Raw genomic sequence first — 21,849 nt, 5'->3', positions numbered from 1 at the left:
GTCGCGGAGTCCCCTGCCGCTCCGCCTAGAAGCCCGACGACGACTGGCAGGTCACTTCGTCGGCCGTCTGGCCGTCCAGCGCGCTGCCCAGCGGCGGTACGACGACCTTCGAGCTGGTGGCGAGATCCGCGCCGACGAGCAGCTGGACGCCGGCGGCCGACTCGTCGAGGGTGACCCGGCTCGCGGGCACACCGAGGCGGGCGGCGAGATCCGCGGCGGCGTCCTCGTAGCCGGTGCTGAAGTAGACCTGCGTCAGTTCCGCGGGAACGGACGCGTAGGTCGCTGCCTGCGTGTAGCCGGCGGCGACGAGGAGCTTCTGCACCGCGGTCGCCCGCTCCGGGTTCGAGGTTCCGTTCACGACGAGGACGGGGACCGAGCCGGGGTCGACCGCCGGGACCTCCGGCGTGGCGGACGCCGAGGGTTCCGGCGTGGCGGACGCCGAGGGTGAGGCGGGTGGAGCGGAAGCCGACGGGGTGGGGCCTTCCGAGGCCGTCGCGGACGGTTCGGGCTCGTCCTCGGTGAGGCCGCGGTCCTCGCGCAGCGCGTCGAAGAGCGGCGACGCGGCCTCCTCGTCGAGCACGAGGCGGTTGGGGTCCTCGACCCACTGCTCGGTGGGTACCGTCACGAAGGCGATGTTGGAGAGGTCGACGTCCTTCATGCGGTCGGCGATCCTCAGCAGCTCCGCGGGCTTCGACAGGTCCTCGTCCACGGTGAGGTTCCGGGTCACGGTGTCGGCGATGGCGTAGAGCCTGGGGAGGTTCGTGAGGGTCCCCTCGGCCTGTACCTTCCGGGCCATGGACGCCATGAACGACTGCTGCGCCGCGATCCGCCCGGCGTCGCCGCCGTCACCGAAGCTGTGACGCGTGCGCAGGAAGGCCAGGGCCTGGTCGCCCTCGACCTCGCTGGTCCCCGCGGGCAGGGACAGACCGGAGTACTCGTCCTCCACCGGCCCCTCGACGCAGACCTCGACACCGCCGAGGGTGGAGGTCAGCTCCTTGACCGCGTTGAAATCGGCCATCATGAAGTGGTCCACCGACAGACCGGTGAGATTGTTGATCGCCGCGACCGTGCAGCCCGGACCGCCGGCCTTGAGGGCACCGTTCAACTGGCCCAGATCCATCGCCTGGGAGGACTCGCCGGTCTCGGGGTCGAGGCAGCTGGGCAGCGGGACGAGCAGGTCGCGGGGGAAGGAGACGACGGTGACGTCCTCCCTGTCGGCCGAGAGCGTCAGCAGCATCATGACGTCCGAGTTGCCCTCCCCGGTCGAGTCGTCCTCACTGCCGAAGAAGTCGCCCGTGTTGCCCCTCCGCGTGTCCGTGCCGAGGATGAGGATCTGCAGCGGGTCGGTGCTGGAGTCGACGGGAATCGCCGATTCCCCGTTCTCGCCCAGGTTCAGGGGGGAGGTCAGGACGTTCGACTGCAGGCGGAACACCTGGACCGCGACGAACGCTCCCGCGGCGACCAGCACGGTGGCCACGACGATGGCAGTGGCCGCGAGCCCCCGATGCCGTCCCCCGCGGCCGAGATGGCGTCCGGCCGGCGCAGCGCCGGTGGACGCATCACCGGGGTCGGCCCCAGCGGCATCGCCGGCGCTCTGGGCGCCGTCAGCGGACGGTCGGCGGGTCATGCCCGGGCTCCTTCGTGTGGTTGAACCTGAATCCTAGCGGTGGCGGGTCCCGACGACGGCGCAGTGTGGCGGTTGCCGGCGTCGGCCCGCTGCCCGGAAGGCTGGTGGGCAGAGTCTTGGTGGCGGATCCCGGCGGTCCAACGAGCGGCGCCGGGAACTGGTGCCCGCTAGAACCCTAGCTTGACCAGCTGCTTGGGGTCGCGCTGCCAGTCCTTCGCCACCTTGACGTGGAGGTCGAGGTAGATCCGGGTGCCGAGCAGGGCCTCGATGCCCCGGCGGGCGTTCGTACCCACTTCCCGGAGCCGCGCCCCACCCTTGCCGATGATGATGGCCTTCTGCGACGGACGCTCGACGTACAGGTTGACGTGGACGTCGAGCATGGGATTGTCCTCGCTGCGCCCCTCCCGGGGGATCATCTCCTCCACGACGACCGCGAGGGAGTGCGGGAGCTCGTCGCGGACACCCTCCAGGGCGGCCTCGCGGACCAGCTCGGCCACCATGACGGCCTCCGGCTCGTCCGTCAGCTGTCCGTCCGGGTACAGCACGGGCGATTCGGGCATGAAACGGCTGAAGACCTCGCCGACGGTGGCCACCTGGAACCCGTCCGCCGCGGAGACGGGCACGATGTCGGCCCAGCCGTCCGCGCCCGCCACCTCGGTGCCGAGCTTCGCGACGGCCAGGAGCTGCTCCGTGAGGGCCTGCCGGTCCACGAGGTCGGTCTTCGTGACCACCGCGATCAGGGGCTTGCGGTTCAGCCGGGCGAGCTGCTCGGCGATGAAGCGGTCTCCGGGACCGATCTTCTCGTTGGCGGGCAGGCAGAACCCGACGGCGTCCACCTCGGAGAGCGTGTCCGCGACGAGGTCGTTGAGCCGCTGACCGAGCAGGGTGCGCGGACGGTGGAGCCCGGGGGTGTCGACGAGGACGATCTGCGAGTCCTCGCGGTTCACGATGCCCCGGATGGTGTGGCGGGTGGTCTGCGGCTTGGCCGAGGTGATCGCGACCTTCTGCCCCACGAGGGCGTTCGTGAGGGTGGACTTCCCCGCGTTCGGCCGTCCGACGAGCGAGACGAATCCGGCCCTGTGCTTAGCGTCGCTCATTGTCAGCCTCTATCGTCTCTCGTTCGTCCTGTGCAGTGTGCTCGGGTGGCAGGCGGTAGGTGATCACGTGGGAGACCCTGTTCCGTCGCCCCTCCACGCGTTCGGCCCGCAGACCGATACCGTCAATTGTGACCTCTGATCCGACGATCGGCACCCTGCCCAGGGTCTTGGCCAGCAGGCCGCCGACCGTGTCCACCTCCTCGTCGTCGAGGTCCAGGCCGAACAGCTCACCGAGGTCGTCGATCCCCATGCGGGCGCTCACCCGGTACTCGCCGCCGTCGAGCTGTTCCTGCTCCGGGACCTCGGAGTCGTACTCGTCCACGATCTCGCCGACGATCTCCTCGATGAGGTCCTCGAGGGTGACGAGGCCGGCCGTGCCGCCGTACTCGTCGATGACGATGGCCACGTGGGTCGATTCGCGCTGCAGTTCCCGCAGCAGGTCGCCGACCGGTTTCGATTCCGGGACGTAGCGTGCGGGCCGGCAGTCGGCGTCGACCGGGCGGGCCAGGTTCGACGCCGGCCTGCCGTGGAGGTTGGCCACGACGTCCTTCAGATACAGCAGCCCCCGGATGTCGTCCGAGCTCTCCCCGATGACGGGGATCCGGGAGTAACCCGAGCGGAGGAAGAGGGACATGGCCTGGCTGAGCGTGGAGCCGGACTCGATCGTGACCATGTCGGTGCGCGGGACCATGACCGAGCGGACCTTGGTGTCGCCGAGCTCGAACACCGAGTGGATCAGCTCCGCCTCGTTGTCCTCGATCATCTCGGCGTCGGAGGCTCGGGAGAGGAGCTCGCGGAACTCCTCCTGCGTGAAGAACGCGGCCTCGTCGCGGTCCGCACCCGGCGTGATGGAGCTGCCGATGCGCACGAGCCACCGGGGAATCGGGCCGAGGACGGCGCACAGGAAGGACACCAGCCCGGCGGTGAGGCGCACGACGGCCGGGGCGTGGGTGCGCCCGAGCTGCCGGGGCGACACGCCGACGATCACGAAGCCGATGCCGGCCATCACCGCGGTGGCGAGGAGGCCGGCCAGCCAGACGTTGTCGAGCACGTCGTGGAAGAGGATCGCGACGGCGACGGCCCCGGCCATCTCGAACCACACGCGCCAGAACCGGAGGGCGTGCATGTGGGCGACCGGCGCGTCGAGGATCCGGCGGATCGACGGCGTCCGGGCTTCCGCCACGAGGGCCTCGCCCTCCTGGCGCGGCAGATAGCTGAACGCCGCCTCGGCGGACGTGACGAGGGCAGCCGTGAGCGCGAACAGCAATCCCATCACTGCGAGGAGCCAGATGGTCAAGCGCGTGTCTCCCGGGGTGCGTCGCCGCCGAGGAAGTCGGACAGGAGCTGGCGCTGCAGGCCGAACATCTCCTTCTCCTCCTCGGGCTCCGCGTGGTCGTAGCCGAGGAGGTGGAGGACCCCGTGCGTGGTGAGCAGCAGCAGTTCGTCCCGGGTGCTGTGCCCTGCGGCGGCACCCTGCGACGCCGCGACGTCCGGACACAGCACGATGTCACCGAGGAGACCGGCGGGCGTCACCCGGCCGGGCGTGCCCGGCCGCAGCTCGTCCATGGGGAAGGAGAGCACGTCGGTGGGGCCTGGTTCGTCCATCCACTCGATGTGCAGCTTCTCCATCGCGGCCGTGTCCACGAGGATGATGGACAGCTCCGCCTCGGGATGGACGAAGAGCGATTCGAGCAGGAAGTTCGTCAGGCGGACGAGGGACGCCTCGTCGACGTCGTGCCCGGATTCGTTGTTGACCTCGACGCTCATCGGGTGGCCGCCGGTCGCCCGAGGGGTGGCTGGGCCGCACGCTGGGTCTCGTCCCAGGCCCCGTAGGCGCTGACGATGTCCCCGACGAGCCGGTGCCGGACCACGTCGGAGGCGTCGAGCTCACTGAAGTAGACGTCGTCGACGTCCCGGAGGATGTCGCTGACCACGCGCAGGCCCGAGCTGGTACCGCCGGGCAGGTCCACCTGCGTGATGTCGCCCGTCACGACCATCTTCGAACCGAAGCCGAGGCGGGTGAGGAACATCTTCATCTGCTCCGGAGTGGTGTTCTGGGCCTCGTCGAGGATGATGAACGCGTCGTTGAGTGTCCGGCCGCGCATGTAGGCGAGCGGGGCCACCTCGATGGTGCCGGCCGCCATCAGGCGGGGGATGGAGTCCGGGTCCATCATGTCGTGCAGCGCGTCGTAGAGGGGACGCAGGTAGGGGTCGATCTTGTCGTTCAGCGTCCCGGGAAGGAACCCGAGGCGCTCCCCCGCTTCGACGGCGGGCCGGGTCAGGATGATCCGGTTGACCTCCTTGTGCTGCAGCGCCTGCACGGCCTTGGCCATCGCGAGGTAGGTCTTGCCGGTGCCGGCCGGACCGATCCCGAACACGATGGTGTTGCGGTCGATCGCGTCCACGTACGTGCTCTGGTTGAGGGTCTTGGGGCGGATCGTCCTGCCGCGCGAGGAGAGGATGTTGACGGACAGGACCTCTGCCGGACGGGCCGCGCTCTGCGTCTTGAGCATGCTGACGAGCTGCTCGAGGACCTGGGGGGAGACCGGTGCGTTGTTCGCGGCCATCGAGCGGATCTCGGCGACGAGCCGCTCGGTCCGCAGCACGTCGGCGGAGGGTCCGGTGATGGTGAGCTCGTTGCCGCGGGCGTGGAGGCCGACACCGGGGAAGGATTCTTCGATCAGCCGCAGTGCCTCGTCATTGGAGCCCAGTGCCTGGACCATCTGTTCCGTCGAGTCGAAGAGGAACACCCTGGTGTCGAGTCCTGCCGCGTTGATGCCTGTTGAAGTGTCGCTCATACGTCGGCCGTCCGGCCTTCGATCGCCCCTCATCCGAATTGTCGTGCCTGTGGTGTCGTCCTGCGTCCGCCCGGGAGGCAGGGATGCCAATGTTACGCCATCCCGACTGCCTCGGCCCTGTTCACAACGAACCGCACGCACGCCCCATTCCCCGCACCGGGCCGTAGTGCAGGCGGCTTCCGGAGCGCTTCCTCGGCGGCCCGGGATGCCCCGGATTCATAGCGAATCGGCCACGGCTTCGTATCGATCAGGTTTCAGTCGTCCGCGACGTCGATTTTGGGCCGGATAGCGTCACCGCGCTATGCCAAGCTGTAGCACGTCCGCCCCGGGCGTCCCGGCCCGCGGCCGCCTCGCTGCCGGCACCATCGGTGCCGCGCCCGGGAGGACCACACGACACCACTCATGACCGGGACGCACTGATCGTCCCGTGCGCACGCGACGGAAGGAGGCACGCATGAACCAGCAGGACCCCTTGAAGAAGAACCGGTTGGGGCTCGGCGGCATCCTCCTGGTCTCCGGGGGCGTGCTCGTGGCCAGCGGCGCCTTCCTCCTGCCCGATCCGGGGCGGTTGGCGGGCAACGCGCAGATGGCTCCCCTGCCGGATGCCCGCGCGACGACGGCGACCGACGGCGCCGCCACGGGATCCCCCTCCGATGCGTCGGCGGAGCGCCCCACGAGCCCGCCGGACGCCGTCCGGCCGCTGGTACCCGTCTACTGGCTGGGCGGGGACGGCGGCACGGAGCGGCTCTTCCGCGAGTATCTGGCCACCCCGGAGGACAGTGCGGGTGATCCGATCGCCGATGCCGTGCGACTGATGACCTCGGGGCGGCCGCTCGATCCCGACTACCACTCGGCCTGGCGGCCGGCGTCGAGCGTCAGTTCGTCCATCTCCACGAAGAACGTCATCACCCTCGACATCTCCTCCGATGCCTTCCCACAGCGCCTCGGCGAGGACCAGGGACGCCTCGCCCTGCAGCAGCTCGTCTACACGGCGACGGCGGCGGCCGCGGACGCCGGCCTCATCGCGGGCGGCGAGGCGAGTTCCGTCGTCGTGCTGGTCGACGGCGCGGCGGACCGCCGCGTCTTCGACTCCGTCGATCTCGACGGCGCATGGACCCGGGACGCCGCGACCCTCGCGCCGCTGTGGATCATCGATCCGCAGGAGGGCACGCGCAGCGATGCCGGGACCCTGACCGTCCACGGGGTCGGCCCGGCGTCGGAGGACGCCCTGGACTGGCGGATCGAGCGCAGCAGCGACGGCTCGGCGACGGACGGCTCGCGGCTCTTCGGGGACGGTTCCGTGGACGTCGTCCGGCAGGACGGCGCGCCGGGAGCCTATTCCTTCCCGGTGACGCTGCCCCCGGGACGGTACGAGATCACCGTGTCGGTGCCGTCCGGGGATACCTCCGGCGAGGTTGCGTCCGAGGACTCGAAGACCGTCGTCGTCCGCTGACCGGACGGCTCGGGGACGACGGAGCGCTACCAGCGCCCGAGCAGGTGGTTCAGCAGTGCCAGGGCAGCCGGTCCTGCCGTCGAGGAGCGCAGGACGTACGGGCCCAGACGGGCGGTGTCGGCGCCGGCGGCGCGCAGCTTCCCGAGTTCCGCCGCGCTGATCCCGCCCTCCGGTCCGACGACGACGGCCGTCGACGTCGCGCCGGACGAGCCGTCCGCGAGCAGGGCGGACACCCGGTCGGCGAGCGGGAGGTCGGCGTCCTCGTGGAGGACGATCATGCGGTCCACGGTCTCCGCCCAGGCGGCCAGCCGCGGAGTGTCCATCACCGCGTGGACCTCGGGGACGAACGAGCGGCGCGACTGCTTCGCGGCGGCAGAGACGAGCGACGCCCACTTCAGCCGGCCCTTCTCGGCCTTCTCGCCGCGCCAGCGCACGATGCTCCGCTCCGCGTGCCAGGGCACGACGGCATCGATCCCGAGTTCGGTGGCCGACTCCACGGCCTGCTCGTCGCGGCCGCCCTTGGCGAGGGCCTGGACGAGGATCAGCCGGTGCCGTGGCGCGGGCTCCTGGCCGGCCGTCTCGACGGCGACCTCGACGGTGCCGTGCCCGACCGCCGTGATGACGCCGCCGAGCCGGTAGCCGGCTCCGTCGGAGACGTCGAGACGCTCGCCCTCACCGAGGCGGCGGACGGTGGCGGCGTGGCGCCCCTCGTCCCCTCCGAGTACGAAGACACTGCCGGGGCTCGCCGCTCGGACCGCCTCGCCCGGCCCGAAGAACAGGGGACGCGTCATGGTCAGCGGTTTCCGAGCCGCTCCCGCAGGCGGGCGAACACGCCGGAACCGCTGCTGGCCAGCTGGCCGTCGGTGTACTCCTCGTTGCGCAGCTCGGCCAGCTTGCGCAGGAGCTCCTCCTGCTGGGGGTCCACGTTGCGGGGGGTCTCGACGTTGAGGTGGACCCGCAGGTCCCCCCTGCCCTGGCTCCGCAGATGCGTGACCCCGAGGCCTCGCAGGGTCAGGATCTCGCCGGGCTGCGTGCCGGGCTTGATGTCGAGCTCCTGGTCGCCGTCGTAGGTGTCCAGGTGCACCGTGGTGCCGAGCGCAGCCGCTGTCATCGGGACGCTCAGCGTCACGTGCAGGTCGTCGCCGTCGCGCAGGAACGTGGAGTCCGTGGCGACCCGGATCTCGACGTACAGGTCGCCCTGCGGTCCGCCGGCCGTGCCGGCCTCGCCCTGGCCGGCCAGCTGGATGCGCGTGCCGGTGCTGACGCCGGCGGGGACCTTGATGGTGAGGGTGCGGCGGGCACGGACCCGGCCCTCGCCGCTGCACTCGTGGCAGGGGCTGGGGATGACGGTGCCGAAACCCTGGCAGGTACCGCAGGGGGCGCTCGTCATGACCTGGCCGAGGATCGAGCGGACCGCCCGCTGGACCTGACCGGAGCCGCCGCAGATGTCGCAGGTCCGGGGGGAGGTGCCGGGCTGGCAGCAGCTGCCGTCGCACGTGGGGCACAGCTCCGCGGTGTCCACCTCGATCTTCTTGTTGGTGCCGAAGACGGCGTCCTTCAGGTCGATGCGCACGTTGATGAGTGCGTCCTGTCCCCGGCGTGTCCGCGACGGTGCGCCGGCCTGCTGGCCGCCGCCCCCGCCGAAGAAGGTCTCGAAGATGTCCTGGAAGGCGAAGCCCGAGCCGGAGTACCCTCCGCCGTAGCCGCTGTCGGTCCCGTTCTCGTTGCCGGTGGTGTCGTAGACCCGCCGCTTCTGGGGATCGGACAGGACCTCGTAGGCGTGGCTGACACGCTTGAACTCCTCCGACGCATCCGGGCCCGGGTTCACGTCGGGGTGGAGCTTCCGGGCGAGTCTGCGGTACGCCTTCTTGATTTCCTCCCCGGTCGCACCCTGTGCCACACCGAGGACCTCATAGTGATTACTCACTCCTGCACATCGCTTCCTGTTGAAGGTTCTGTCATCTGCTCGCCGGCGGTACCGGCGGAAACTTCCGGGGCAGCCCCGGGCGGCCGTCGACCACCCAGAACCCCTGCCCGCTCCCCCGTTATTCCTCGAGGATCCGGGAGAGGTAGCGGGCGACGGCGCGGACCGCCGCCATGGTCGTCGGATAATCCATGCGGGTGGGGCCGAGGATCCCGAGCTTCGCTCCGGCATCCGGTCCGTACCCCGTCGCCACGACGGAGGCCTCCGACAGCCCTCCGTAGGGGTTCTCGCTCCCGATCCGCACCGAGATGCCGCGGGCGTCGTATTCCATCTCCGACAGCAGCCGCAGCATGACCACCTGCTCCTCGAGAGCCTCCAGGACGGGGCCGATGCTCAGTGGGAAATCCCCCGTCGAGCGGGCCAGGTTCGCCGTCCCCGCGAGCAGGATGCGGTCGTCCCGCCCGAGCCCGGCAAGCTGCTCGAGCGCCTTGACGATGGTACCCCCGTGGGCACGCAGCCCCGGGGGGAGCTGCGAGAGGGTCACACCGAGCTCGCCCGGGAGCGCTGCGAGCTTCACGCCGGACACCGCGGCGAGGATCCGCTGCTTGAGCTCGGCGAGCTCGGACTCCCCGATGTCCGCGGAGGTCCGCACGATGCGCTGCTGCACGGCGCCGTTCGACGCGATCAGGACCACGAGGACCTGCTGCGGACCCAGCAGCACGCACTCGATGTGCCGTACGGACGCCCCGCCGACGCGGGGGAACTGGACGACGGCCACCTGGTTGGTGATCTGCGCGAGCAGCCGCACCGTGCGGTCCATGACGTCGTCGAGGTCCTCGGCGCCCTCCAGGAGGGTCTGGATGGCCTTCTTCTCCGGCGCGGACAACGGCTTCACCTCGGAGATGCGGTCCACGAATAGGCGGTAGCCCTTGTCCGTCGGGATGCGTCCGGAGCTCGTGTGCGGCGCGGTGATCAGGCCCTCCTCCTCGAGGACGGCCATGTCGTTGCGGATGGTCGCCGAGGAGACACCGAGCCGGTGTCGGTCCACCAGGGCCTTCGACCCGACGGGCTCGCGGGAATGGACGTAGTCCTCGACGATGGCCCGGAGCACCTCCAGGCGTCGCGGTTCACTCAATCCTCTGTCACCTCCGGATCCGTTCCTCTCCCGCGGGTCCCGTAGCGGGCGGCCCCAGCGGTTAGCACTCGACATGACCAAGTGCCAAGTCTAATACGTCCGCTTCGATTGTTAGCATTGGCATCCCGGGCTGCGGCAGACCGCCGGAGCCCCCGTGGGAAGGACACACCCGGGATGGATTACGGCTGGGGAGCCCACGACATATCGGCTCCGAAGCGGGTGCAGCTCGCCGACGTCCCCGTGGAGAAGGACATGGTCCTCGAGGACGTCCAGAGCGGATTCGTCGGTGCGGTGGTCCGGGTGGAGAAGTCCGGCGGACTGCACGTGATGGTGCTCGAGGACCGACGCGGCAGGACCCGGACGTTCCGGCTCGGCCACGGCTTCCTCCTCGACGGTCGCCCGGTCCACGTCGTCGCGCCCCTCCCTGCTGCCCGCGCCGCCGCCTCCTCCCCCGCACGGACCGCCTCCGGCTCCGTGCGGGTCGAGAACGCGCGGGCGAGGACCGCCCGCGCGAGCAGGATCTGGGTCGAGGGCCAGCACGACGCCGAACTCGTCGAGAAGGTGTGGGGTGACGACCTGCGCCTGGAGGGGATCGTCGTCGAACCGCTGCATGGCGTGGATGACCTCGAAGGCGCCATCCGCGCCTTCGGGCCCGGTCCGCAGCGCAGGCTCGGCATCCTCGTCGACCACCTGCTCCCCGGCACCAAGGAGTCCAGGATCGCGCAGCACGCGATGACCGCGCCCGGGGCCCGGGGCAACGTGCTGATCGTCGGGCACCCGTACGTGGACGTCTGGCAGGCCGTGAAGCCGGCGGCGCTGGGCCTGGCGGCCTGGCCCGTGGTCCCCCGCGGCCAGGACTGGAAGACGGGCATCCTGGCCGGCCTCGGCTGGCCGCACCACGACCAGGCCGCCGTGGCCAACGGGTGGAAGCGCATCCTGGGCCGGGTCGGTACCTACGCGGACCTGGAGCCGTCGCTGCTGGGCCGGGTCGAGGAAGTGATCGACTTCCTCACCGTCGGCGCTCCCTGAGCCGGAGATGCCGGCCACCCAGTATCCTTGGAGCACACTCCACGGGGGAGGATCCACGACCGCAGCAAAGGAATTGACGTTGTCCAACACCGCCGACCGGCAGCACCACGGACGGGGCGAATCGCCGTCCGCCTTTGAAGGCACCCCGGCCAACGCCCTTCCCCTGACGGCGTCGGAGGATCGCCAGTACGCCACGCTCGCCCATTTCGGGGGGATCCTCGGCTTCGTCCCGGCGCTGCTGATCTTCCTCATCTTCAAGAACCGGGGCCCCTTCACGGCGCAGGAGTCCAAGGAGGCGCTGAATTTCACGCTTCCTCCCACGATCCTCGCGCTGGCCGCCTGGCTGCTCTCGATGCTGCCCGTCATCGGCGGGGCGTTCGCGGTCGTGAACGCCCTCATCTGGCTGACGATCACCGTCTTCTCGGTGAACGCCGGCATCCAGGTCAACCGCGGCCGGCCCTACCGCTACCCCCTGAACCTCCGCCTCATCCGCTGAGCGCCCCGACCCGCGCCCGAGGTGCTCTCGGGCGGCGCATCAGTCGGGCAGCAGCCTCCGCACCACGGCGTCGGCGAGCAACCGGCCCCTGAACGTCAGGACCACGCGGCCCGCGAAGGCGGCGGCGGGCTCGACGAGGCCGTCCGCGATGAGGCCGGCGACGGCCCGGCGGCCCGACGTCGTCAGGGTGTCCGTGGCGAGCCCCTCCCGCAGGCGCACCCGCAGCATCACGTCCTCGACGTAGCGGTCCTCGTCCGACAGGACCTCGCGCCCGGCCGCCGGGGACCGGCCCGCCGCCAGGGCGTCCGCATAGGGACGTGGATGCTTCACGTTCCACCAGCGGGTCCCGCCGACGTGCGAGTGGGCCCCCGGTCCGGCCCCCCACCAGTCGCTTCCGCGCCAGTAGGCCAGGTTGTGCTGGCATGCATCGGCGGGCGTGCGCGCCCAGTTGCTCACCTCGTACCACTGCAGGCCGCCGGCGGTCAGCAGCTCGTCCGCCAGGGCGTACTTGTCGGCGTGGTCGTCGTCGTCGATGGGAGGCACCTGCCCTCGCCGGATGCGCGAGGCGAGCTTCGTCCCGTCCTCGATGATGAGGGCGTAGGCGGAGATGTGGTCGGGCCCGTAGGACAGCGCCGTGGTCAAGGACGTCCGCCAGTCCTCCAGCGACTCCCCCGGTGTGCCGTAGATCAGATCGAGGCTGACCTTCAGCCCGGCCTCCCGCGCCCACTGCACGGCCTGCGGGACGCGCTCCGGCGAGTGGGTGCGGTCGAGGACGGCCAGGACGTGGGGTACCGCGGACTGCATGCCGAAGGAGATCCGGGTGAACCCGGCATCCCGGAGGACGCGCAGGGATTCCGGTGTGACCGAGTCCGGGTTCGCCTCGGTGGTCACCTCGGCGTCGGGCGCGAGCGACCACTGGTCCCGCGCAGCCCGGAGGATGGCCGCGAGGTCCTCGGCGGGGAGCAGCGTGGGCGTGCCGCCGCCGAAGAAGACCGTCGAAAGTGGCCGGGACGGTACGCCGGAGGCCTCCAGCGCCTGGGCGCCGAGGGCGAGCTCCGCGAGGACGGAGCCGGCGTAGGCGTCCTGTGAGGCGCCGCCGCCGAGCTCGGTCGCCGTGTAGGTGTTGAAGTCGCAGTAGCCGCAGCGCACGGCGCAGAACGGGATGTGCACGTACAGGCAGAAGGCGCGGTCGGACGCCCCCTCGGCGGCGGAGGGCGGCAGGACGCCGTCCTCCGGCGCCGGCAGGCCGAGCGGCAGGGCGCTAGGCATGACTCCCCGAACCGTGGTGCGTCACTTCTTGGCTTTGTCCTTGGACTCGTCGGAGGACAGGGCGGCGATGAAGGCTTCCTGGGGCACTTCGACGCGCCCCACCATCTTCATGCGCTTCTTGCCCTCCTTCTGCTTCTCCAGCAGCTTGCGCTTACGCGTGATGTCGCCGCCGTAGCACTTGGCGAGGACGTCCTTGCGGATCGCGCGGATGCTCTCGCGGGCGATGATGCGCGCCCCGATCGCGGCCTGGATGGGCACCTCGAACTGCTGGCGCGGGATCAGCTCGCGGAGCTTGCCCGTCATCATCACGCCGTAGGCGTAGGCCTTGTCGCGGTGGGTGATGGCGGAGAACGCGTCCACCTGGTCGCCCTGCAGGAGGATGTCGACCTTCACGAGGTCGGACACCTGGTCGCCGTCGGCCTTCCAGTCGAGGGACCCGTACCCCCGGGTCTTGGACTTCAGCAGGTCGAAGAAGTCGAAGACGATCTCCGCCAGCGGCAGCCGGTACCGGATCTCGACGCGGTCCTCGGACAGGTAGTCCATGCCGCCGAGGACACCGCGGCGCTGCTGGCAGAGTTCCATGATCGCGCCCACGAACTCCGACGGCGCGAGGATGGTCGCGGACACCATGGGCTCGCGCACCTCGGCGATCTTGCCGACCGGGTACTCGCTGGGATTGGTCACCTTCAGCACGTGCTTGTCCTCGAGGGTGACCTCGTACTCGACGTTCGGCGCGGTGGAGATGAGGTCGAGGTTGTATTCACGCTCGAGGCGTTCGCGGGTGATCTCGAGGTGCAGGAGACCGAGGAAGCCGACGCGGAAGCCGAAGCCGAGCGCCGCCGAGGTCTCGGGCTCGTAGACCAGCGCGGCATCGTTCAGGGTGAACTTCGCGAGGGCGTCGCGCAGCACGGGGTAATCGGTGCCGTCCAGCGGGTACAGACCGGAGAAGACCATGGGCTTCGGGTCCTGGTAGCCGCCCAGGGACTCCGTGGCGGGCTTCGCGAGGGTGGTGACGGTATCGCCGACCTTGGACTGGCGGACGTCCTTGACGCCCGTGATGAGATAGCCCACCTCGCCGACGCCCAGACCCTTGCTGGGCTTGGGTTCGGGGGAGCTCACACCGATTTCCAGGAGCTCGTGAGTGGCACGGGTGGACATCATCTGGATGCGCTCACGCGGGCTGAGGTGGCCGTCGACGACCCGAACGTAGGTGACCACGCCGCGATAGGTGTCGTAGACGGAGTCGAAGATCATGGCCCGGGCCGGGGCGTTCGGGTCGCCGGTCGGCGCCGGGAGGTCCCGCACGATCTTGTCCATGAGGGCCTCGACGCCGACGCCGGTCTTCCCGGAGACCATCAGCACGTCCTCGGGTTCGCCGCCGATGAGGCTCGCGAGCTCCGCGGCGTACTTCTCCGGCTGGGCCGCGGGCAGGTCGATCTTGTTGAGGACCGGGATGATCGTGAGGTTGTTCTCCATTGCGAGATACAGGTTCGCGAGCGTCTGGGCCTCGATGCCCTGGGCTGCGTCCACAAGCAGGATCGCGCCCTCACAGGCGGCGAGGGACCGCGACACCTCGTAGGTGAAGTCCACGTGGCCCGGCGTGTCGATCATGTTGAGGGCGTAGGCGGTGCCGTCGACCTCCCAGGGCAGCCGGACAGCCTGCGACTTGATCGTGATGCCGCGCTCGCGCTCGATATCCATCCGGTCGAGGTACTGCGCCTTCATGTCCCGCTGCTCGACGGCTCCCGTGAGCTGCAGCATGCGGTCCGCCAGCGTGGACTTCCCGTGATCGATGTGGGCGATGATGCAGAAGTTCCTGATGATCGCCGGATCGGTGGCGGCGGGCACCGGGGCGGTGCGGGCCATGGGTGACACGTAGCTTCCTCACTCTTGCTGAACAGGGACTCGTCATGGAACGGGGTCTGGCATGGAACACGGTCCGCCGGCTGGTCGGCCGGACCGCGGGTCCGACGTCGCCGGTCCGCAGCGGCCTCCCCTAGTGTCCCATGACGCCTCACCGCTGCGGCAATCGTCCGCCTCGGTGGCGCCGCGCCGGCCCACCGGTCGCGAGGCCGGAGTCTCGCTAGGATGCGGGCATGGCAATCACCCTCCGTTCCGTCCTGTCCCTGGCGAATCAGGTCGTCCGCGCCGTGGCCGGCTCCGCGCCCGCCGGACGGGCGGGGGCCCCGGCACGACGTCGGCCGCCCGGCTCGGCGGGCACCGCCCCGTCCCGGACCGTCCTGGGCCGTCGGCAGGCGGCCCTGCTCGCGTACTCCCCCAGCGCGGACGGCAAGCCCGATCCCGGGGAGGTCGTGTGGACGTGGGTACCGTACGAGGACGACCCGTCCCAGGGGAAGGACCGCCCGGTGCTGCTGGTGGGCCGCGAGGGCCGCACCCTCCTCGGCCTGATGCTCACGAGCCGGGACCGCAACAACGCCGATGACCACGACGACCGCTACGTCGACATCGGGACAGGGGCCTGGGATCGGCAGGGACGCCCGAGCGAAGTGAAGGTTGACCGGGTGCTCCGGATCCGGCCGGACGACATCCGCAGGGAGGGCGCCGTCCTCCCGCGCCAGCGCTACGAGCGGGTGGTGGCCCGGGTTCCGGAGCACCTGCTCGGCTGATGGGCGCGCGGCCGGGAGGCCGTCGGTGCCCGGGGGGCTGCGCCGGTCCGCTCGGGTCGGGGGAAGGTTTCTGCTAACCTGTATAGCTGTGTGTCCGCGCAGGTCTTCGGGCACTTTGGCCGATCGCCACACGGTATCCCCACGCCGCTCAGTCTTCGGTTGGCCGAACTACCCTCACGACCAGTCCGCAATACAAAGAAAGTTCTCATACGTGGCAAATATCAAGTCCCAGAAGAAGCGCATCCTCACCAACGAAAAGGCGAGGCAGCGTAACAACTCGGTCAAGTCCGAGCTCAAGACCGCCATCCGCGCCGTGAACACGGCCGTCGAGGGTGCTGACAAGGATGCTGCCGCTACGGCGCTGCAGGCCGCCAGCCGCAAGCTCGACAAGGCCGTCACCAAGGGTGTGCTGCACAAGAACAACGCAGCGAACCGCAAGTCCGCGATCTCCAAGAAGGTCAACGCGCTCTAAGCTGCGGAACCTTCGACGAAGGGCCGGCTCCTCTGATCTGGTCCCGGGAAGTAGGAACTGAGTTTCTCAGTCCACCTTCCGGGGAGCGGTTCAACGGGGCCGGCCCTTCGGCGTTCCTGCCGTGCGCGCGGGATGCCCTGTGGCCGGCCGCCTGTCGGTCTGGCCGAACCGGCCGGCCACCCGCGGAAACCGGTCGACCACCCGCGGGACCGGCCGCGGGGCCTGCGGGAGCCGCCGTCCGGCCCGCGCGGCGCCGTCCTGCCGTGCAGTCAGCCGTCGCCGAGCGCGATGACGGTGACGGCCCGCTCGACCGCGTAGACGGGGTCCCGCGATTCGCCCTTCACCTGGGCGTCGGCCTCCGCGAGGGCCCGCACGCAGCGGGCGAGGGCGTCGGCGCTGAAGCGCTGCGCCTCCCTGCGGGCCTGGTCCACCTGCCACGGCGCCATGCCCAGGTCCTTGGCCAGCTGCATCGAGGAACCGCGGACCCCGTGCACCTTCGCCACGGCCCGGACCTTCATCGCGAGTGCGGCGACGATGGGTACCGGGTCGGCACCCGTCGCCAGGGCGTGGCGGAGCATCGACAGCGCCTGGGCCGTCCGCCCGGCGAGTGCCGCATCGGCCACCTTGAAGCCCGTCGCCTCGACCCGTCCGCCGTAGTACTTCTCCACGGTCTCGACGGTGACGTCGCCGGTCATGTCGGCCATGAGCTGCTGGCAGGCGGCCGCGAGCTCCGGCAGCTGCGATCCGACGGCAGCGACGAGGGCACGGACGGCGTCCGGGTCGATGCGCCGGCGGGCGAGGCGGAATTCGGTCGTGACGAACTCCGCCTTGTCGCCGTCCTTCTTGAGCGGCTGGCAGTCGACGACGGTGGCCCGGGCGGCCTTGATCGCGTCGAGCAGCTTCTTGCCGCGGTTACCCCCCGAGTGGCGGAGCACCAGGACGACGTCCGGTGACGGGTCGGCGAGATAGGACAGCGCGTCGACGAGGAAGGCGTCGCTCATCTGTGCCAGCCCTGCTACCTCGATGACCTTCCAGTCGCCGAAGAGCGACGGGCTGGCCTGCATCGTCAGGTGGCCCGCTTCGTAGGACCCGGCGTCGAACCGCACCAGCTCGGCGTCGGGCTGCGCCGTCCTGACCTGCTGCCGGATCGATTCCGCCGCCTTGGACGCGAGGTAGTCCTCCGGACCGCTGAGGAGGACGACTCCCGCCGGTTGCACGTCGCGCCAGGAGGCCGTCTGCTGAGAAGCGGCGCCGGTCCGGCCGGCCGGTGATCTGGTTGCCACGTGGCGGAGTTCCTTCCCTCGAAACACCTCCTACTGTTGCACGGCGCCGACGTGCCTCAAAGTCGTCGCCCGACCGGCGCGGAAGGTGTCACCGGAGCGGACGGACCTCGACCGTCGCGCCGACGACACCCACCGTGAAGGAGCCCAGCCGGTCCGTGCGGACCACCGCGATCCCTGCCTGGTCGAGCGCGTCGACGATCCCCGGATGCGGATGCCCGTACTCGTTGTCCTCCCCCACCGATATGAGCGCCAGACGCGGGCCCACCGCGTCGATGAGTGCCGTGCCTCCGTTCCTCGCCCCATGGTGCGCGATCTTGAGGACGTCCACGCCCCTGACCGCGAGACCGGGGTCGCTCCTGAGCAGCGCCGCGGCCGCGTCCTCCTCGAGGTCACCGGTCAACAGGATCCTGAGCGGTCGCTCCGGGGACGGTACCTCGACCTCCAGCACCGCGCTCGCGTTGTTCTCCTCCGTCAGGTCCGCCGTCGCCGTGGGCCATAGGACTTCGACCCGGAGCGGATCGAGGTCGAGGTCGGTGGTGGTATCCAGCCGTTCGGGCTCTACGCCGGCGGCCGCAGCCGCCTCGGCCACCGCGGACGGGAGGCCGGCCTCCCCGCTGGAGTAGTAGACGCCGGTGAGGGCCCGTCCGCGGAGGACGCCCTCGACGCCCCCGTAGTGGTCGTCGTGCAGGTGGGTGATGACGAGGGCGTCGACCACCTCCACCCGCAGGGCGTCCAGGCACCGGTCGACGGCCTCCGGATCCGGCCCCGCGTCGACCACCAGCGCGTGACCGGGAGTCGTCCCCAGCACCACGCCATCGCCCTGGCCGACGTCGCACATCGCCAGTGCCCATTCGCCGGTCACGGGTCCCGCCCTCACCCGGACGACGGCGACGGCCAGGACGCACAGGGCGAGGACCGCGAGGACGACCGCTGCCGTCCGTCGACGGCGCCCGGGAGCCGGTCGCGGTGGACGGCCGCGCGAACCCTCGTCCTGCCGGGATGCCGTCCGACGCCGCGCGGGCGACCCGGCGCGGGAGAATACCCCGGCAGCACCGATGGTCCGGGCCCAGCGTGACGTCGTGCCGATCCCGGGCGACGAAAGTCGGCCGGACGGGACAGTGCCGGGCGGGGCGGCATCGGGACGTCGCCTCCCGACCAGCACCAGCAGGACCGTCAGGGAGACCAGCGCCGCCGCGACGGCTCCGGGTATCCCCGGGAACCAGGGCACCGCCGCGCCCGGACCGGCGGACAGGGCCTCAGCAATACCGGCCACCCACCGCGTCCCCCACTGGGCGGCCCCGATCAGCGGGGGTGCCAGGACCGGGGCGCCGACGAGCGCCAGGACCGCGAGCATACCCAGCAGGGTGATCGCGGGGACGACGGGCGAGGCCAGGACATTGGCAGGCAGTGAGTACAGCGGGAGCGTGGGTTGGATGAGCACGAGGACGGGGGTGCAGAACAGCTGCGCGGTCAGGGGGATCGCCAGCAGCTGCGCTGCCGGTCGCGGCATCACCCGCTGGAGGGTCTCCGAGACCCGGGGTCCGGCGATGACGAGGCCCAGGGTCGCGGCGACCGACAGCACGAAGGCGTAGGACACGGAGAGCCACGGATCCGCAGCGAGCAGCACGATGACGGACAGCATCAGGAGGGTCAGCGACACCCTGCCGCGTCCGGACAGGACGGCCGCGACACCGATGGCACCCATCACGGCCGCGCGGAGGACACTCGGCTCCGGCCGCACCAGCATCACGAACCCGACGAGAGCGACCACCGCGCCCAGGGCCGCCGCCGGACGCGGGGCACGGACGAGACGAAGAGCCAGGAAGACGAAAGCCACCACGTAGGAGCAGTTCGCGCCGCTCACCGCCGTCAGATGCGTCAGGCCTGTCGTCTTCATGGCGTCCCCCAGGCGTGGGTCAAGACCGGTCCTGTCACCCAGCGCCATCCCCGGGAGGAGTCCTCCGTCCCGGTCGTCGCCCCGGGAGAGCTCACGGAACGCAGTCCTCAGACGGTCGGTGTAGCCCAGCCACCCGCCGGCGTCATCGATGCTCGGAGCACTCGCAGGCACGAAGACCGCCCCCGCCCGCCCGACACGATCGGACGGCTTCGCGGTCCCCAGCACGCGCACCATGTCTCCGGTCCCCACTTCACCCCACCGCTCCGACGCCAGCACGACGACGGGTGTCGTGGAGGCGAACCGCCTCCCCTGCAGGACTCCCCCGATCACCTCGGCGTCCACGAGGTACCGGTCACCGCCGCCGAACGCACCGGGCGGCAGGAGGGTCGGCTCGCCCGAGATCCGCAGGATCGCGGTGAACGGCGTACCCGCCCGCACCGCCCGGTCGACCGGCCCGGATTCTGCCCGCGCGAGGCTTCCGCCCGCGGCCAGCAGGACGAGCGCCAGTGCCGCGGCCGGGGCCAGTGCTTGCCCCGTCACGGTCACCCACGCAGGCGTCCGCCCGCGAGGGACCAGCAGGACGCACCCGATCACGAGGCCTGCGGCACCGGCGAGGAGGCCTGCCGCCGTCGCGCCCGTCGCCCCGCCGTGGATGGCGGCCGCGGCGGCGATCCAGGCTGCCACGGCGGAGGGCACGAGCCGGAGATCGCCTCTCCAGCGCGGTGGACTCCGGCGGGTTGCCGCGTCGTCCGTCGGGGCGCGTGCCGGCGCTCCACCGACGGGAGCCGGGGCCCGAGGGAGGGTTGCCCCGCTCACCGGACAGTGACGAGGGGCAGGATCCCCTCGAGCAGCGCGGGACCGATGCCGGGCACGGCGTCCACGTCGGAGGCCTGGGCGAAGGGGCCGTGCTCCTCCCGCCAATCGATGATCCGCTGTCCGAGGACGGGCCCCACCCCCGGGAGTGTCTCGATGTCAGGCAGCGCGGCGGTGTTGAGGTCGATGATTCCCGCGGATGGACCGGGAGCGCCCGCACCGGCAGCTCCGTCGGCGCCGGCAGGACCGCCGGCACCCGGTCCGGTCCAGGCTCCCGGCCCGCCGGGGGCCGAGGCGGGCAGCGGCGGCTGGGCAGTGCCGGTACGCGGCTCCTCCCCCGCTGCCAGCAGATGGATGTGCTGGCCGTCGGCCGGCATGCTGGCGAGATTGATCCCTTCGAGGTCGGCTTCCGGCAGGGGGCCGCCCGCCCGCTCGATGACGTCGACGAGGCGCGTGCCGGCGGGCACCGTGATGACACCGGGGGACGCCACCGCGCCGGTGACGTACACGACCACCGACCCCTCTCTCGGACCGGACATGGACGGCGCCCCGGACGGACCGCCCGGCAGGGTGCTGTCCCCCACCGGGTCGGGCGGAGCTCCCACCGGACCGGGGGAAGCCCCGCCGGAGCCGGACGGGGCGTCGTCAGGACCTGACTCACCGGGACCGGGACCGTCCGGCCGGGCAGGAGATTCGGCGTCGAGCTGGACGGACACCGCGGCGGCGGAGGGTTCGGAGCTCCGCACGAGGAACAGGGCCGCCCCGACCGCCAGCGCGACGCCAAGGAAGACGAGCGCCGCCGAGCGTGCGACACGCCACTGGATCCCTCCCGGTGGAGGAGGTCCACCGTCCTCCGCGAAAACGTGACGAGAATCGTCGGCGCCGTCGGGGTCGGGGGGCTGGAGGGTGCGGGGTGGTGCCCAGGCGTCCCCGGCTGTCGGCCATCGGTGCTTTCCCATGCAGCCACCCTAGGAAGGCCGCGGCACGCGCCCGGGGGCCGATGCGGCTATGTGGACATCTCCCTCAGGCGAGGCCCGGCTGCTCCGCACTGACGGTGATGGCGACGACGCCGAGGCCCGCGTGGGCGGCCAGCACCGCCGGGCAGGGGGCCAGGGAGACCAGCCCGCTCCCGATGGAGAGCTCGAGCCGTCCAACGAGGGCCGCGGCCTCCTCCTCGCTGCCGAAGTGGTGCACGGTCAGGCGGACTCCCCGGCCCCGCCGCGCGACGTCCGCCTCGGCCAGTTCCTGCAACCGCTGCAGCCCCCGGGCGGCCGTGCGCATCCTCTCCAGCGGCACCAGCCGTCCGCCCCGCACATGGAGGATCACCCGCACGGAGAGCAGCGTCCCGAGCCACCCGGCGGCGCCGGAGATCCGGCCCCCGCGCCGCAGCTGCTCGAGGCTCGGGACGTAGAAGAACAGGGCCGACCCGCGCGCCGCCATCGCGGCAGCTGCCGCCGAGGCCTGCAGGTCCGCGCCGCCGCGGGCGGCGGCGAGGGCGGCGAGGGCGGCCCTGCCCTGCGCCATGGCGGCCGTCCGGGTGTCGATCACCTCGACGGGCACCCGGGCCCGGGAGGCAGCGAGGCGCGCCGCGTCAGCCGTCCCGGACAGCAGCCCCGAGAGGTGCACGGACACGATGCCGTCGTAGCCGTCGTCGGCCAGCCGACCGTACAGCCGGTCGAACTGGCCGGGCGAGGGCCGCGAGGTGCGCACGTCCGCCCCCGCGGCGAGGGCCATCATGAGCGGTTCGGTGACGTCGTCGTATTCGCCGGTGAGGATCTCGTCGCCCACCAGCACCGGCATCGGGACCACCCCTATCCCCTCGGCAGGCCCCCCGGGCAGGCGCCAGCCGGCCGGGAAGCCTGCGGCGGAATCGGTGACCACGGCTATGCGCACAGCACCTCCCGATCCGCTCGATTGCGCGCCGGGACC

At 71.2% G+C, this 21,849-nt stretch carries 19 protein-coding genes; 5 read left to right on the top strand and 14 right to left on the bottom strand.

What is annotated here, in order from left to right:
- Window positions 1-25: 25 nt before the first annotated feature.
- The 5 genes from C4K88_RS04295 to C4K88_RS04275 all read right to left on the bottom strand — a co-directional run bounded on the left by C4K88_RS04295 (window position 26) and on the right by C4K88_RS04275 (window position 5,522).
- On the bottom strand, window positions 26-1,627 hold the full coding sequence (locus tag C4K88_RS04295) for an LCP family protein (protein WP_104120412.1): 1,602 nt from the start codon (window positions 1,625-1,627) through the stop codon (window positions 26-28).
- 167 nt (window positions 1,628-1,794) lie between these two features.
- Complete coding sequence (era, locus tag C4K88_RS04290; RefSeq protein WP_104120411.1) at window positions 1,795-2,724, bottom strand: GTPase Era; 930 nt, start codon at window positions 2,722-2,724, stop codon at window positions 1,795-1,797.
- Entirely contained in the window at window positions 2,711-4,021 is a 1,311-nt protein-coding gene (locus tag C4K88_RS04285) for a hemolysin family protein (protein WP_104120410.1), read from the bottom strand. Before C4K88_RS04285 ends, era begins: the two co-directional genes overlap by 14 nt.
- Complete coding sequence (gene ybeY, locus C4K88_RS04280; RefSeq protein ID WP_104120409.1) at window positions 4,018-4,491, bottom strand: rRNA maturation RNase YbeY; 474 nt, start codon at window positions 4,489-4,491, stop codon at window positions 4,018-4,020. The genes C4K88_RS04285 and ybeY overlap by 4 nt, the downstream gene beginning before the upstream one ends.
- A complete protein-coding gene (locus tag C4K88_RS04275; protein ID WP_104120408.1) occupies window positions 4,488-5,522 on the bottom strand; it encodes a PhoH family protein in 1,035 nt (344 codons plus the stop codon). The genes ybeY and C4K88_RS04275 overlap by 4 nt, the downstream gene beginning before the upstream one ends.
- A 454-nt stretch (window positions 5,523-5,976) precedes the next feature.
- Between C4K88_RS04275 and C4K88_RS04270 the strand changes: the two genes are divergently transcribed.
- A complete protein-coding gene (locus C4K88_RS04270; RefSeq protein ID WP_104120407.1) occupies window positions 5,977-6,975 on the top strand; it encodes a GerMN domain-containing protein in 999 nt (332 codons plus the stop codon).
- Between the two features lie 26 nt (window positions 6,976-7,001).
- Here C4K88_RS04270 and C4K88_RS04265 read toward each other — a convergent pair whose 3' ends face one another.
- From C4K88_RS04265 to hrcA, 3 genes are all read right to left on the bottom strand, one after another.
- Window positions 7,002-7,766, bottom strand: coding sequence for a 16S rRNA (uracil(1498)-N(3))-methyltransferase (locus C4K88_RS04265; RefSeq protein ID WP_104120406.1), 765 nt, complete (start codon window positions 7,764-7,766; stop codon window positions 7,002-7,004).
- Window positions 7,767-7,768: 2 nt separating this feature from the next.
- Window positions 7,769-8,902, bottom strand: coding sequence for a molecular chaperone DnaJ (dnaJ, locus tag C4K88_RS04260; protein WP_104120405.1), 1,134 nt, complete (start codon window positions 8,900-8,902; stop codon window positions 7,769-7,771).
- 118 nt (window positions 8,903-9,020) lie between these two features.
- On the bottom strand, window positions 9,021-10,034 hold the full coding sequence (gene hrcA, locus C4K88_RS04255) for a heat-inducible transcriptional repressor HrcA (RefSeq protein ID WP_104120404.1): 1,014 nt from the start codon (window positions 10,032-10,034) through the stop codon (window positions 9,021-9,023).
- A gap of 174 nt (window positions 10,035-10,208) precedes the next feature.
- Here hrcA and C4K88_RS04250 point away from each other — a divergent pair, with 174 nt between their 5' ends.
- Both C4K88_RS04250 and C4K88_RS04245 read left to right on the top strand, forming a co-directional pair.
- Window positions 10,209-11,063 carry a DUF3097 family protein gene (locus tag C4K88_RS04250; protein WP_104120403.1) on the top strand — a complete coding sequence of 285 codons (855 nt, stop codon included), beginning with the start codon at window positions 10,209-10,211 and terminating at the stop codon, window positions 11,061-11,063.
- Window positions 11,064-11,142: 79 nt separating this feature from the next.
- Complete coding sequence (locus C4K88_RS04245; protein ID WP_241521703.1) at window positions 11,143-11,559, top strand: DUF4870 domain-containing protein; 417 nt, start codon at window positions 11,143-11,145, stop codon at window positions 11,557-11,559.
- A gap of 39 nt (window positions 11,560-11,598) precedes the next feature.
- On the opposite strand, the gene hemW is transcribed toward C4K88_RS04245, so the two are convergent.
- Both hemW and lepA read right to left on the bottom strand, forming a co-directional pair.
- The gene (gene hemW, locus C4K88_RS04240) at window positions 11,599-12,828 is read right to left on the bottom strand and encodes a radical SAM family heme chaperone HemW (protein ID WP_104120401.1); all 1,230 of its coding nucleotides are present in this window, start codon (window positions 12,826-12,828) and stop codon (window positions 11,599-11,601) included.
- 21 nt (window positions 12,829-12,849) lie between these two features.
- Complete coding sequence (gene lepA, locus C4K88_RS04235; protein ID WP_174705208.1) at window positions 12,850-14,703, bottom strand: translation elongation factor 4; 1,854 nt, start codon at window positions 14,701-14,703, stop codon at window positions 12,850-12,852.
- 221 nt (window positions 14,704-14,924) lie between these two features.
- Here lepA and C4K88_RS04230 point away from each other — a divergent pair, with 221 nt between their 5' ends.
- On the top strand, window positions 14,925-15,455 hold the full coding sequence (locus C4K88_RS04230; RefSeq protein WP_104120399.1) for a type II toxin-antitoxin system PemK/MazF family toxin: 531 nt from the start codon (window positions 14,925-14,927) through the stop codon (window positions 15,453-15,455).
- 211 nt (window positions 15,456-15,666) lie between these two features.
- Window positions 15,667-15,927, top strand: coding sequence for a 30S ribosomal protein S20 (rpsT, locus tag C4K88_RS04225; RefSeq protein ID WP_104120398.1), 261 nt, complete (start codon window positions 15,667-15,669; stop codon window positions 15,925-15,927).
- A 269-nt stretch (window positions 15,928-16,196) separates the two neighbouring features.
- On the opposite strand, the gene holA is transcribed toward rpsT, so the two are convergent.
- From holA to C4K88_RS04205, 4 genes are all read right to left on the bottom strand, one after another.
- On the bottom strand, window positions 16,197-17,210 hold the full coding sequence (holA, locus tag C4K88_RS04220; RefSeq protein WP_241521702.1) for a DNA polymerase III subunit delta: 1,014 nt from the start codon (window positions 17,208-17,210) through the stop codon (window positions 16,197-16,199).
- 88 nt (window positions 17,211-17,298) lie between these two features.
- Window positions 17,299-19,803: a ComEC/Rec2 family competence protein gene (locus C4K88_RS04215; protein ID WP_104120397.1), complete on the bottom strand. Its 2,505-nt coding sequence runs from the start codon at window positions 19,801-19,803 to the stop codon at window positions 17,299-17,301.
- Between the two features lie 116 nt (window positions 19,804-19,919).
- Entirely contained in the window at window positions 19,920-20,879 is a 960-nt protein-coding gene (locus C4K88_RS04210) for a ComEA family DNA-binding protein (RefSeq protein ID WP_104120396.1), read from the bottom strand.
- 64 nt (window positions 20,880-20,943) lie between these two features.
- Window positions 20,944-21,813: a DegV family protein gene (locus C4K88_RS04205; RefSeq protein ID WP_104120395.1), complete on the bottom strand. Its 870-nt coding sequence runs from the start codon at window positions 21,811-21,813 to the stop codon at window positions 20,944-20,946.
- Window positions 21,814-21,849 lie beyond the last annotated feature (36 nt).

Source organism: Arthrobacter pityocampae (genome assembly GCF_002927275.1).
In the GTDB taxonomy this organism is placed as follows: domain Bacteria; phylum Actinomycetota; class Actinomycetes; order Actinomycetales; family Micrococcaceae; genus Arthrobacter_D; species Arthrobacter_D pityocampae.
The sequence above is the reverse complement of the archived record's forward strand: the minus strand, read 5'-3'. Positions and strand labels throughout refer to the sequence as shown.

What these genes read in the sequence shown, in the direction of transcription:
- hemW (WP_104120401.1), bottom strand. Translation starts at nt 12,828, where the DNA reads ATGCCTAGCGCCCTGCCGCTCGGCCTGCCGGCGCCGGAGGACGGCGTC.
- C4K88_RS04295 (WP_104120412.1), bottom strand. Translation starts at nt 1,627, where the DNA reads ATGACCCGCCGACCGTCCGCTGACGGCGCCCAGAGCGCCGGCGATGCC.
- C4K88_RS04270 (WP_104120407.1), top strand. Translation starts at nt 5,977, where the DNA reads ATGAACCAGCAGGACCCCTTGAAGAAGAACCGGTTGGGGCTCGGCGGC.
- C4K88_RS04210 (WP_104120396.1), bottom strand. Translation starts at nt 20,879, where the DNA reads ATGGGAAAGCACCGATGGCCGACAGCCGGGGACGCCTGGGCACCACCC.
- C4K88_RS04230 (WP_104120399.1), top strand. Translation starts at nt 14,925, where the DNA reads ATGGCAATCACCCTCCGTTCCGTCCTGTCCCTGGCGAATCAGGTCGTC.
- C4K88_RS04275 (WP_104120408.1), bottom strand. Translation starts at nt 5,522, where the DNA reads ATGAGCGACACTTCAACAGGCATCAACGCGGCAGGACTCGACACCAGG.
- era (WP_104120411.1), bottom strand. Translation starts at nt 2,724, where the DNA reads ATGAGCGACGCTAAGCACAGGGCCGGATTCGTCTCGCTCGTCGGACGG.
- C4K88_RS04250 (WP_104120403.1), top strand. Translation starts at nt 10,209, where the DNA reads ATGGATTACGGCTGGGGAGCCCACGACATATCGGCTCCGAAGCGGGTG.
- C4K88_RS04265 (WP_104120406.1), bottom strand. Translation starts at nt 7,766, where the DNA reads ATGACGCGTCCCCTGTTCTTCGGGCCGGGCGAGGCGGTCCGAGCGGCG.
- ybeY (WP_104120409.1), bottom strand. Translation starts at nt 4,491, where the DNA reads ATGAGCGTCGAGGTCAACAACGAATCCGGGCACGACGTCGACGAGGCG.